Genomic DNA, 11,749 nt, shown 5'->3' with positions numbered 1-11,749 from the left:
TTATACTTACGTAGGTTATACTTAGAAAGAAGCGCTTGCTGCAGCCCTTTAAGGCTGCAGCAAGCGCTTTGTTGTTTTCTCGGGTATGTGTAGGGACAGGTCGCGACCTGTCCCTACGAAGGAAAGCATCAACCTGCAAGTATAACTCGCCTTACCGGACACGCTCGTACACACCTGCGGAAGTAGTGGCTTTATACTTGCCAAACACAGCCGGCAGCTTGTACTGCAGGGTGGGCATGAGTCCGGCTTTATCTATGATATAGGCAGGTTGCTCCGGCTGCATGTTCTTGTAAATATCAAACACAGTCTGGTATTCAGAGAGATGCCTGAAATCGCGCTGTGCCAGTTGCCAGTTCAGGTAAGGTGTAACCGGTTTGTTATGGGCGTAATAGCTGATGTCATTGCCAAGTACCAGCACGGTGGTGTGGTTTATATTCGGGGCCGGGGTATTGTCGGGTAATAGCAGGGCGGTCTCATTGATTTTCAGGAACCTGTCGAGGCCCAGAAGCTGCCGGTAACGCAGCAGCAGCACCCCGGCCAGTACCACCAGGAACACCAGGTTCAGCACCCACTTCTTACGGGCTGAGGTAAAAAAAAACTCGCTGAAGTAAGCAATAGGCGGCAACATAACCACAAACGTACCCGCCGAAATTTCCCGGCGACTAAAGACCATCACCAGGCTCATCACCAGCCATACCCATAACACCTGCTCAAATTTTACCTGGAACACCAGCCGTTGCGGCAACGATAGCATTGCCAGCAGCGAAAGCCCCAGTACCAGCGCCGGCAGCGCCAGCAGCTTAATCAGGTCGGCGGGGGCAAGTATAAAACTTACCTGAAAGTGCCACGGCTGAAACAGATGTAGCAGCACAAACTCGTTGAGCGCACCGATGTACAAGTAATAAGTTATGACCGCGGCATACGGAAAAGCAAAGCCGCACAGCATGAGCATGGAGCTGCGGAAGGTGCTGGAGGCAAAGAAAATAACAGCGAAGAGGCCAACTACCAGGAACAATGCCAGTGGGAGGTAACTTAGGCCAGCCAGGCCTATCATAAAGCCGCCTACAAACAAACGGTTATTTTCAAATCCCTCCCGCGACATGGTGACAATATAGGGCAGCGAAAGGATGAGGAACGTATTGCCGATAAGCAGCGGCGTGAGCATGCTGAACTCAAACGAGAGGCTGCTAAGTGTAAGATAGATTAGCGCCGGCAGGTAATTTTTTTCGGCATATACGTTGTGGCGGTTCAGGGTGATGTTGAACAGCAGCGCCTGCAAGAGGAGCAATGCCAGGGCTACTGCCCGGTAAACAAGGAAAGAGCGACCGGCCAGCAAATCCACTACCCAGTAGATGAGGGCTGCCAGCGGGGCCGTATTGTCGTAGATCTGGCGGTACATGCCAAAGCCGTCGGCCATGCGCTCGCCTACCAGCATGTGCAGCAGTTCGGGTATTGTAGCCGGCACACCTGCCAGCAGCAGCGGCACCTGCAGGGCCAGAAAAAGCAAAATCAGCAGAAGTAAGCGGGAAGGGAGTATGCTGCGGAAGTAACTAATCAAAGGTAGACGGTGTTAGAAGGAGCATGACATTTGCCTTGCCTGAAATGAGTAAGGCCCTTTTGGGGTAAAAATGCGAAATTAATATGATATTTGCAGCTTCGTATGGAAAGTAAAAGACAACAGAAATTCTCGCGCCTGATTCAGAAGGAATTGGCAGACATCTTTCAGCGGGAGACCACCCATTTGTTTAATGGAGCCTATATCTCGGTAAGCGTGGTACGTGTATCGCCGGACCTGGGCCTGGCACGTGTATACCTGGGCGTGATGATGGCGCCTAACGCAGAGGCCGTGCTGCTGGAGGTGCGCGTAAACACCAAAACCGTTCGCCACCTGCTGGCACAGCGCATCAAAAACCAGGTGCGCGTTATTCCGGAGCTCAATTTTTACCTAGACGACAGCGCCGCTTATGCTGCCCGCATGGATAGCCTCTTTAATGACCTCGACATCCCCCCTGCCGGCGAAAACAAGGGCGTGGACGATGAAATATACCCTAACGACTAGCTTTAGCTTCTCCTCCCCTTTATGCACTACGATCCGATCAAGCGGGTACTTGGCGATGTATTTAACAGAACGCCGTTCCTGCGCCGTGTGTTTTACAACCTGCTGGACCTGCTCCTGCTGCGCACCTGGCATGTACACAAAGAACTGCGCACTTGGGCCGAAGACCGCCGCAACAAAGAGCTGCACATTTTAGATGCCGGTTCCGGTTTTGGGCAGTATACGTATTACCTGTCTGGTATGAGTTCGAAGTGGAACATACTGGCCGTGGACGTGAAAGAAGAGCAGGTGTCGGATTGCAACCAGTTTATGCGGGCCATCGACCGCCACAATGTGCTGTTCCGCATCGGCGACCTGGTGCAATACCGGCAGCCGAACAGCTACGACCTTATCCTGTCTGTAGATGTGATGGAGCATATTCTGGAGGACGTGGAAGTATTCAAGAACTTCCAGGCCTCGTTGCGCTCCGGCGGTATGCTGCTCATCTCCACCCCTTCTGACCAGGGTGGCTCAGATGTGCATGGCGACGATGAAACATCTTTTATAGAAGAGCACGTGCGCGATGGCTATAACATCCAGGAGATACAGGATAAACTAAAGTTGGCAGGTTTCCGGAAGGTAGAAGCACGTTACTCTTATGGTAAACCGGGGCAGATCTCCTGGCGTCTGTCCATGAAGTACCCGATGCTGCTGCTGAATACTTCTAAAATTTTCTTTATACTGCTGCCGTTTTACTACCTGGTTACTTTTCCGTTCAGTTTACTGCTTAACTGGCTGGACGTAAATGGCAAGCATCCGTCTGGCACTGGCCTGATTGTGAAAGCTTGGAAGTGATTTAGCAATCCAGTCAAATAACGCAACCCCGAGCAACGCCTAACGTGCAACGACCAACAAAAGCATGAATGTACCTTTTCTGATAGCGAAGCGATATTTCTTCTCCAGAAAGAAGAGGAACATCATCAGCATTATCTCCAACATCGCCATGATTGGGGTGGCTGTGGGCACAATGGCGCTGATCGTAGTGCTCTCCGTGTTCAACGGCCTGGAAGACCTGATCCGGGAAATCTACTCCAGCTTTGACCCCGACCTGAAGATCACAGCGGTAGAAGGTAAATCGTTTGAGACGGATACCGAATTTATGAACCGCATACGCCATACACCTGGTGTGGCGGTGGTGTCGGAGGTGATCGAAGACAATGCCCTGCTGCGCTACAACGACCGTCAGATGGTGGTGAAGGTGAAAGGCGTAAGCGACAATTTCTTTGAGCAAAATAAGATTGATTCGGCCGTAGTAGAAGGCCACAGCCAGCTGATATTGAACGATACGTACTATGCGCTGGTGGGGCGTGGGGTGCAGTACCAGCTCTCCATCCGGCCTACCAACCAGTTTGTGCCGCTGCAATTCCTCTACCCGCGCAATACCCGCTTCGACCCGCTGAACCCCGAAGGCGCTTTCAACAGCCTGAACATTGCGCCTGGCGGTATTTTCGCTATAGAGCGGCAGTACGACGATGCCTATGTCTTTGTGCCCCTCAACTTTGCAGAGCAGTTACTGGAGTATGGCCGCCGCCGCACCTCTCTCGAGATAAAAGTAGAGGACGGTTTTACGGCAGATAAGGTAAAGCAGTCGCTGGAGGAGGTGCTGGGCAGCAAGTTTAAGGTGCAGAACAGCGATGAGCAGCACACCAGCCTGTTACGCGCTGTAAAGGTCGAAAAGCTGTTCGTGTTCGTCACCTTTGCCTTTATCCTGTTCATCGCATCGCTCAACATCTTCTTCTCCCTTTCCATGCTTGTGATAGACAAGAAGAAGGACATCGCCATACTTGCCTCTATGGGTGCGACCGCCAATACCATCCGGAACATCTTTTTGCTGGAGGGCGCGCTGGTGGCCTGCATCGGAGCAGCCTACGGCCTTACCACCGGCATGCTGGTGTGCAACCTGCAGGAAACGTTCGGGTTAGTAAGTATGGGCATGGCCACTTCGGTGGTAGAAGCCTACCCGGTAAAAATGCACGTGCAGGATTTCGTGCTCACCGGCCTGGCTATTGTCATCATCACGTTGCTGGTTTCCATCCGGCCGGCCCGCAAAGCAGCCGCCATGTCTGTCACCGATAACCTGTAGCGGTCATCTCTCCCGTTCCCTTTTGTAGGTACAGGTTGCGACCTGCCCAGTCGTGCACTAGCAATCATTCCCAGAAATTTACCTATAGCTGCTTCAGACAGTTGTGTTTGGAATTACGCTTGCCAGGGACATCCGTGTCCAAATGAGCAGTAGCGGAATGGCAGAATTTATACTTGTAGCCTCAGGTTATACCTCGCGTTTTCATGCTGTTGCCGTTGCAGGGTCAGGCCGGTGCACGGACAGGACGTATGACTGCCTTGTTTGTAGAAACAACTATGCTGGTTTGCTGTTGCTAAAAAGATTTAGCAGACAGCACCTGTGGCTTGGGTAAAAGCAAGCATTCCTATAGGATATTAGCTGGCTTGAACATATATTTGAAGTCCTAATATTGTCTTTGGCATGAAAGTATACACCACGCAGCCTTTTCAGGTGATATACTCGTTGTTTGAGCACGAGTACCTGGGTTACCTGTTTGAGTCGTTTGTGGTGCAGATCAACACCAAAGGCCAACTCACGCTCCAGCACCAGAACATCTCCGCCAAAAATGCCCAGGAGTTCGCCTCCCGCCTGGATGCCAATGATTTCAAGCTCATTTCGCTGATAGACCAGGTGCAGCAGGACGCTGTGCTGAAAAAATTCTCGCCCAAGAAAGTATCGCCGGTAGATTTTTTCCTGAAAGTATACGATGCCGAAAAAGGCGATAAAACCCTGCAGGATGGGATCAGCCATTACATACAGGGGCGTATGGGTAAAATTCTGGAGCTGCTCCGCAACAAGCAAACCTTTATTATGGGCAAGGACGGGGAGCCCACCTGGAAGCAGATCCGCATTGCGCCGGAGCGTGCCACGGTGCTGTTCCACTTCATGCGCAACGACGACAATACCCACTACTTCCCCACGCTAAAGTATGCCGGCCAAAAGCTGGAGTTCCAGTACCGCAACGCTGCCTTGATCTGCTACGAACCCGCCTGGCTGCTGCTGGATGACGTGGTCTACAGCTTTGAGAAGGCTGTAGACGGTAAAAAGCTGCAGCCTTTCCTGAACAAGAAGTTTATTGTAGTGCCACGTTCGGTGGAAGAGAACTACTACAGCAAATTTGTGGCGCCGCTGGTAGAGTCGTTTGATGTGCACGCCAAAGGCTTCGATATTAGGGCCGAGAAGTATAAGCCAAGCCCTTTTCTCACGTTTACGGAGTTAAGCAGCTCGGAAGCGCCTGCCTTGCTGGCAACAGCCAAGCCGGAGCGCGGTGCGGTAATAAGCGACAAGATCCTGTTCGACCTTTCGTTTAAGTATGGCGATTACCTGGTGCAAACGCAGGAGGCCAAGCGCATCAGTGTAAGTATGGAAAAAACCCCGGACTCATACGTGTTTCACAAGCTTATCCGCGATGTGAACCATGAGAAGGAGTTTGTGAAGGAGCTCGGCAAACGGGCATTGGAAGTGAAGAGTGGCCGGGCCATACTGGACAAGAGCGAAGCGTTTGCCTGGCTAAACAGCAACCTGCACGAGTTGGAGCAACTCGGCTTTACGGTGCAGCAGGGGCTGCAAAATGGTAAGAATTACTTTATCGGTGAGGTATCGGTGCAGGTAGGCATCACTGAAACTAACGACTGGTTTGATATTTACGGAACCGTGCGCTTCGGCGAGTTCTCTATTCCTTTTATCAAACTCAAGCATCATATTCTCACCAAGAATAACGAATACAAGCTGCCCAACGGACAGATCGCCATTATACCCGAAGAGTGGTTCACGCAGTACATCGAGCTGTTTGCCTTTTCGGAAGGCGAGGAACACCTGACGCTTAAAAAGCACCATATGGCCCTGGTAAACGACCTGCAGGACGGCAACCTGGCGACGGTGACGCTTACCCGGAAACTGGAGAAGTTGCGGGAGTTCGATGCTATAGAAGACCAGCCGCTGCCGGCCGGCTTTATGGGAGAGTTGCGCCCTTACCAGAAGGCAGGTTATAACTGGCTGCATTTTGTGCAGAATTATAAGTTTGGCGGCTGCCTGGCAGATGATATGGGCCTGGGTAAAACCGTGCAGACGCTGGCGATGCTACAGCACCGCAAAGAACAGGGAGCCGGTTCGGCCTCGCTACTGGTGATGCCAACCTCGCTGGTGTATAACTGGCTGAACGAGGCACAGAAATTTACGCCCGGCCTCCGCATTCTGAACTATACTGGCACCTACCGCGATAAAAAAGTAGCGCAGTTTCAGGAGTATGATGTGGTGCTGACTTCCTATGGCATTGTGCGCCTGGATGCCGAACTGCTCCGCTCCTACTACTTCGACTATATCATTCTGGACGAATCGCAGGCGATCAAAAACCCGGATTCCAACACCTCGCGCTCGGTACGCTCGCTCAAGTCGCGGCACAGGCTTATACTTACAGGTACGCCCGTGGAGAACAGCACCATGGACCTATGGTCGCAGATGTCGTTTATTAACCCCGGGCTGCTGGGCAACCAGCACTTTTTCCGGAAGGAGTTTTTAAAACCGATTGAGAAGGAGAAGGACGAGCAGAAAACGCGTAAGCTGCATGCGCTCATCAAGCCATTTATACTTCGGCGGCACAAATCGCAAGTAGCCACGGAACTGCCCGCCAAGATAGAGCATACCACCTTCTGCAAAATGACAGAGGAGCAGGAGCACGCCTACGAGGAAACCAAGTCCTACTACCGCAATAAGATTCTGACGAACCTGGAGGAGCACGGGCCGGGCAACACGCAGTTTATGTTGTTGCAGGGCCTCACCAAATTACGGCAGATTGCCAATCACCCGCTGATGACAGACCCCGGCTACGAAGGGGAATCGGGCAAGCTGAAGGAAATACTGCGGATGACGAAGAACGTAGTGGGGAAAGGACATAAAGTGCTTATTTTTAGCCAGTTCGTGAAGCACCTCGATATTATACGGCACGCGCTGGACGAGAGAGGGATTACGTATGCTTACCTGGACGGGAATACTAAAAACCGGCAGGAGCAGGTAGAGCTTTTCCAGAATGATAAGAGTATACAGGTATTCCTGATCTCGCTTAAAGCCGGTGGTGTGGGCCTGAACCTGACAGCAGCCGATTACGTGTTTATACTTGACCCCTGGTGGAACCCGGCCGTGGAGGCGCAGGCCGTAGACCGCGCCCATCGCATTGGGCAGCAGAACACCGTGTTCACCTATAAATTCATCACTAAAGACACTGTAGAAGAGAAGATACTGGCCCTGCAGAGCCGCAAGATACAGCTCGTAACCGACCTGATCAGCACCGACGAAACCATTATCAAAAGCCTTACCAAAGAGGATATTGATAACCTGCTGAGCTAGGAAGTGGCGTGCGTACAGGAGAAAGTATAAAAAAGCCACTGCCACGATAACAGCAGCGGCTTTTCTTTTGCCTGAAGTATAACTTTCGCTACGGTGCCTGGTTAAAGTAGAAAGAGCTTGCACCCGCGGGCGTCTGACAGTTCAAGCCTATGCGCCTCCACCTGCAAACCCAAGTAGCCCAAGATTACCTGACAGTGTTCCACGCTTTTGACGAGCAGCTGTTCCGGAAGCTTTCGCCGCCTTATCCGCGCCTGAAGCTGCTGCGCTTCGATGGCTCTGAGCCCGGCGACATTGTGGCGGTAGAACTGCAAACCGGCTTCAAATCCTTCCGCTGGACCAGCCGCATCCTGGAAAGAAGTATAACTGATACCGAAGCTTATTTTATAGACCAGGGCCAGGAACTGCCGCCGCCTTTGCGCTACTGGCACCACCGGCACCAGGTAAGTAAGCGCGGCAGCGGCGCTACGGTCCACGACATCATCACCTATAGCACCGGCTATAAAGGGCTCGACTTGCTGCTATACCCGCTCATGCTGGCCCAGTTTGGCATGCGCAAACCGGTGTATAGGAAGGTGTTTGGGCGCGTAAAAACTTAAAACCTTTCTCTTGCACCACCAGTTACAGCACAGAGTGTATAAAAGCGTATAGGCAAGTATGAAGAAGGCAGTTATTGTGGGAGCGGGTATCGGCGGAATTGCGGCAGCTGTACGGTTGGCTGTGAAAGGGTACGAGGTAACCGTGCTGGAGGCCAACGAGAGCTTTGGAGGCAAGATGCACGAGTTCTGGCTGGGCGGTTACCGCTTTGATGCCGGCCCGTCGCTGTTTACGTTGCCGCATTTAGTGGACGAACTGTTTGCGCTGGCTGGCCGCACACCTGCCGATTACTTTACCTATACCCGCCTTGACCCCATCACGCATTATTTCTGGCCAGACGGCAGCCGCCTGAAGGCCTATGCGGCACCGGAGCGGTTTGCCAGTGAGGCAGAGCGGCAGCTAGGCGTGCCCCAGCAGGAGGTGCTGAAAGCGCTGGCCCGAAGCCGCCGCTTGTACCAGGGTACTGCCGATACGTTTCTGAAGAAATCACTGCACAAGCTAGATACCTACCTCAGCCCTGATGTGCTCAAAACGCTTGCCTGCCTCCCCGATCTGGGCCTGACCACTACCATGCACCAGGCCAATGCCCGGCAATTTAAAGATGCCCGCTTTGTACAGCTCCTCGACCGCTTTGCCACTTACAACGGCTCCGACCCGTATCAGGCGCCAGGCACACTCAACATTATTCCGCATCTGGAGCATAACATTGGCGCTTTTTACCCGAAAGGGGGCATTTATGCTATTGCCAGCAGCTTGGTAAAGCTAGCCGGCGAACTGGGAGTAACTTTTAAGTATAACGAACCCGTTGAGCGGATACTGGCACTTGGAGGCAAGGTGCTGGGTGTGCAGAGCAGCAGCGAGAGTTATAGTGCCGAAGTGGTCGTCAGCAACATGGATGTGGTGCCCACCTACCGGCGCCTCCTGGCAGACCATCCGGCGCCGGAGAAAACACTGCAGCAGCCGCGCTCTAGCTCGGCGCTGATCTTTTATTGGGGTATCAAACGCCAGTTTCCGGAGCTGCACTTGCATAACATCTTTTTCAGCGGCGACTACAAAGCCGAATTTGATCATATCTTTAAACAGAAGACCATCAGCCCTGATCCAACAGTATACGTGAACATCACCTCTAAACTGGAACCGGAAGATGCGCCGCCCGGCCGCGAAAACTGGTTTGTGATGGTGAACGTACCCCACCACCAGGGCCAGGACTGGCAGCAACTGGTAGCTGTTACACGTGAAACGGTGCTGCAAAAGCTCAGCCGCATGCTCGGAACAGAAATAGAGCCGTTGCTGGAGCAGGAGCAGGTGCTGGACCCCTTGCTGATAGAAAGCCGCACCTCTTCTTTTGCAGGTGCGTTGTATGGTAGCAGTTCTAACAACCGGATGGCTGCTTTTCTGCGGCACCCGAATTTCAGCCCCGATCTGGAAGGCTTATACTTCTGCGGGGGCAGCGTACATCCGGGCGGTGGCATACCGCTATGCTTGCTTTCAGCTAAAATTGTAGGAGATTTAGTGCCTGACGTTCAGCGCGAGGAGAGCCTGTAAGTATGACCGAGATCACACAAAATGCACCTGCTGCCTTTTCTACAGCGCGGCAAAAGTATGGCAAGTATGCGCTACCTGCGGCAGTGGCTATACTGGTTATTTTCCATGCGGTAGGCTTCTGGGGGCTGCTGTATAGTGGCGATCCGGTTTCTTTCCAGCAACTCACCCCATTAAACCTGCTGCTTACCAACGTGCTGCTTTTTAGTTTCCACAGCCGCTGGAGCAGGCAGTTCCTGCTTTTTGCAGTAGTCGTTTTTGGCGTCGGCTTTCTGGCAGAAGCAGTAGGCGTGCACACAGGGCTGCTGTTCGGCAACTATAGCTATGGTGCTGCTTTGGGCACAAAGCTGTGGGAGGTGCCCCTGCTTATCGGGCTCAACTGGCTGATGCTGGTGTACGTTACCGGCCAGATCAGCGGCTATGCTCCGTGGCCCTGGCTTGTAAAAGCGGTATTGGGTGCTGCGCTGATGGTGCTGCTCGATTACTTTATTGAGCCGGTAGCGATGCAGTATGATTTCTGGAGCTGGCGCGGCGGGTATATTCCGCTTTCCAATTATGTAGGCTGGTTTGCCGTTGCCTGCCTGTTACAGTTATACTTCCGAAATGTTCCTTCTATCAAACGCAACCCAATGGCGCTGTATGTCTACCTGGTCCAGCTGCTTTTCTTTGTGGGCCTGTATTGGCATACTTAAACATAGTTGCCCGCAGGTAAAAGAATAATCACATTTGCAGGATTAGGGCAGCAATTTTCCATCCGGCATATAGCCATTGTTCTTTTATAACTATATCTTTATACCCGCTTAACAGAAAACACGGGAGCTAGCCATAATATGACTTTTTTAGAGACTATTTTAGAGGAAATTCTGCGCGTTTTCAAGACAGAGGGTATTGAAGCGAACTCAGAAGAAGATATTATAAAAAAACTGGATATCCGCACCTCTACCTTTCGGGAGCTATTCTCCAGCAAAAAAGAAATGGTAAAGCAGGTTACATTATTTGATGTGGCCGAGCAGAAAAAGGAGCAGGCACGCATACTGGCCAAAGCCAGCAACCCGGTAGAGGAGATCATGCTGCTGTTACAAAACGGCATCAAAAAGCTGGGCGAGATCAATCCGGTTATGATTGAGGAGCTGCAGCATCATTACCCGGATTCCTGGGCCATCAGCACAGATTTCCTGATCAACTATAACCAGCATCTGAATGCCGAAATCATCAACAAAGGAATTCTGCAGGGGTACTTCCGGAAAGACATCAACATCCAGCTGGTAACAAAGATCCTGCTGGAGCAGTTTTTCATGATGATCAATCCTGCTGTATTCCCTCCCAGCCGCTACAACCTGGCCGAAGTGTTCCGGAGCATTTACCTATACTATGTGCGGGGTATCTGCACGGAAGCAGGCGGTAAACTAGCCGAAGAATTTTTTGCTAAAAACAACATGTAGCCCCAGCTTCGAAAAAAAACGGCCCGCTATACTATTATTAGCATATCGGGCCGTTATGTTATAAGTAAAACAGGCTAGCTAATAGATACGCGCACTTTTTGCGTATACTGGCGCAGGCTTGTTTTAAAATCGTTGCCGTTGTCTTGCATGTCATTCAGTATCCAGATGGCTGCCAGCGCATGCGTGAGCTGCTCTCCTTCATCTTCGCCCTCTATGGCTATGGCAGGCTGCTGTTCTTCTACAATAGCGCCTTCGGCTGCCATGAGTTCATCCAGCGTATAGCTCTCCACGAGCTTTTTGATAGCAGGTATTTTCATAAGGTTCTAAACGTCTAATTTATGGATCAGGTCCCGTACGGCCTCTTCTTTGCTGGCGGCTACAGAGTCTACCAGCTTACCATCCTGGAAAATAGCGAAAAAGGGCAGGTTGGTTACGTTCGCCAACTTGCGGGCTTCGGGGTTCTGTTCTGCATTTACATCTAAAAACGCCACATTCGTAAACGCATCGTCGTCTGACATACGCTTATACTTAGGGGCGAACAGGCGGCAGTTACCGCACCAGTCGGCATAATATTTTACAACCACTTTGGGGTTGCTCGTTAATACACTATTAAAATCAGCATCGGTTGCTTTTAATACAGGCATAATGTTACGCTTATTTTGTTCATTTAAA

Annotated in this window: 11 protein-coding genes; 8 read left to right on the top strand and 3 right to left on the bottom strand. The window is 51.6% G+C overall.

Features of this window, described 5'->3' with window-relative positions:
* Window positions 1-151: 151 nt before the first annotated feature.
* Window positions 152-1,558, bottom strand: coding sequence for an LTA synthase family protein (locus ABDW72_RS06225; protein WP_347157603.1), 1,407 nt, complete (start codon window positions 1,556-1,558; stop codon window positions 152-154).
* Between the two features lie 102 nt (window positions 1,559-1,660).
* Between ABDW72_RS06225 and rbfA the strand changes: the two genes are divergently transcribed.
* The 8 genes from rbfA (at window position 1,661) to ABDW72_RS06185 (ending at window position 11,077) form a co-directional block, all read left to right on the top strand.
* Window positions 1,661-2,059, top strand: coding sequence for a 30S ribosome-binding factor RbfA (gene rbfA / locus ABDW72_RS06220; protein ID WP_347157602.1), 399 nt, complete (start codon window positions 1,661-1,663; stop codon window positions 2,057-2,059).
* A gap of 21 nt (window positions 2,060-2,080) precedes the next feature.
* A complete protein-coding gene (locus ABDW72_RS06215; RefSeq protein WP_347157601.1) occupies window positions 2,081-2,890 on the top strand; it encodes a class I SAM-dependent methyltransferase in 810 nt (269 codons plus the stop codon).
* A 64-nt stretch (window positions 2,891-2,954) separates the two neighbouring features.
* Window positions 2,955-4,178 carry an ABC transporter permease gene (locus tag ABDW72_RS06210; RefSeq protein ID WP_347157600.1) on the top strand — a complete coding sequence of 408 codons (1,224 nt, stop codon included), beginning with the start codon at window positions 2,955-2,957 and terminating at the stop codon, window positions 4,176-4,178.
* 399 nt (window positions 4,179-4,577) lie between these two features.
* Window positions 4,578-7,499 carry a DEAD/DEAH box helicase gene (locus ABDW72_RS06205; RefSeq protein ID WP_347157599.1) on the top strand — a complete coding sequence of 974 codons (2,922 nt, stop codon included), beginning with the start codon at window positions 4,578-4,580 and terminating at the stop codon, window positions 7,497-7,499.
* A gap of 149 nt (window positions 7,500-7,648) precedes the next feature.
* Window positions 7,649-8,095 carry an SRPBCC family protein gene (locus tag ABDW72_RS06200; RefSeq protein WP_347157598.1) on the top strand — a complete coding sequence of 149 codons (447 nt, stop codon included), beginning with the start codon at window positions 7,649-7,651 and terminating at the stop codon, window positions 8,093-8,095.
* A 58-nt stretch (window positions 8,096-8,153) separates the two neighbouring features.
* Window positions 8,154-9,638, top strand: coding sequence for a 1-hydroxycarotenoid 3,4-desaturase CrtD (gene crtD, locus ABDW72_RS06195; protein ID WP_347157597.1), 1,485 nt, complete (start codon window positions 8,154-8,156; stop codon window positions 9,636-9,638).
* Window positions 9,639-9,640: 2 nt separating this feature from the next.
* Window positions 9,641-10,327, top strand: coding sequence for a carotenoid biosynthesis protein (locus ABDW72_RS06190; protein ID WP_347157596.1), 687 nt, complete (start codon window positions 9,641-9,643; stop codon window positions 10,325-10,327).
* A 138-nt stretch (window positions 10,328-10,465) separates the two neighbouring features.
* A complete protein-coding gene (locus tag ABDW72_RS06185; protein WP_347157595.1) occupies window positions 10,466-11,077 on the top strand; it encodes a TetR/AcrR family transcriptional regulator in 612 nt (203 codons plus the stop codon).
* A 74-nt stretch (window positions 11,078-11,151) separates the two neighbouring features.
* On the opposite strand, the gene ABDW72_RS06180 is transcribed toward ABDW72_RS06185, so the two are convergent.
* Both ABDW72_RS06180 and ABDW72_RS06175 read right to left on the bottom strand, forming a co-directional pair.
* A complete protein-coding gene (locus ABDW72_RS06180) occupies window positions 11,152-11,394 on the bottom strand; it encodes a DUF6952 family protein (RefSeq protein ID WP_347157593.1) in 243 nt (80 codons plus the stop codon).
* 6 nt (window positions 11,395-11,400) lie between these two features.
* Window positions 11,401-11,721, bottom strand: coding sequence for a thioredoxin family protein (locus tag ABDW72_RS06175; protein WP_347157592.1), 321 nt, complete (start codon window positions 11,719-11,721; stop codon window positions 11,401-11,403).
* Window positions 11,722-11,749 lie beyond the last annotated feature (28 nt).

Source organism: Pontibacter chitinilyticus, assembly GCF_039748935.1.
Classification (GTDB): Bacteria; Bacteroidota; Bacteroidia; order Cytophagales; family Hymenobacteraceae; genus Pontibacter; species Pontibacter chitinilyticus.
Note: the sequence above shows the minus strand (reverse complement) of the source record. Positions and strands in the feature narration are given on the sequence as shown.

Bases quoted from the DNA above. Each gene is read 5' to 3' on its own strand.
- ABDW72_RS06175 (WP_347157592.1), bottom strand. From the start codon at position 11,721: ATGCCTGTATTAAAAGCAACCGATGCTGATTTTAATAGTGTATTAACG.
- ABDW72_RS06185 (WP_347157595.1), top strand. From the start codon at position 10,466: ATGACTTTTTTAGAGACTATTTTAGAGGAAATTCTGCGCGTTTTCAAG.
- ABDW72_RS06205 (WP_347157599.1), top strand. From the start codon at position 4,578: ATGAAAGTATACACCACGCAGCCTTTTCAGGTGATATACTCGTTGTTT.
- ABDW72_RS06210 (WP_347157600.1), top strand. From the start codon at position 2,955: ATGAATGTACCTTTTCTGATAGCGAAGCGATATTTCTTCTCCAGAAAG.
- ABDW72_RS06190 (WP_347157596.1), top strand. From the start codon at position 9,641: ATGACCGAGATCACACAAAATGCACCTGCTGCCTTTTCTACAGCGCGG.
- ABDW72_RS06200 (WP_347157598.1), top strand. From the start codon at position 7,649: ATGCGCCTCCACCTGCAAACCCAAGTAGCCCAAGATTACCTGACAGTG.
- ABDW72_RS06215 (WP_347157601.1), top strand. From the start codon at position 2,081: ATGCACTACGATCCGATCAAGCGGGTACTTGGCGATGTATTTAACAGA.
- rbfA (WP_347157602.1), top strand. From the start codon at position 1,661: ATGGAAAGTAAAAGACAACAGAAATTCTCGCGCCTGATTCAGAAGGAA.
- ABDW72_RS06180 (WP_347157593.1), bottom strand. From the start codon at position 11,394: ATGAAAATACCTGCTATCAAAAAGCTCGTGGAGAGCTATACGCTGGAT.
- crtD (WP_347157597.1), top strand. From the start codon at position 8,154: ATGAAGAAGGCAGTTATTGTGGGAGCGGGTATCGGCGGAATTGCGGCA.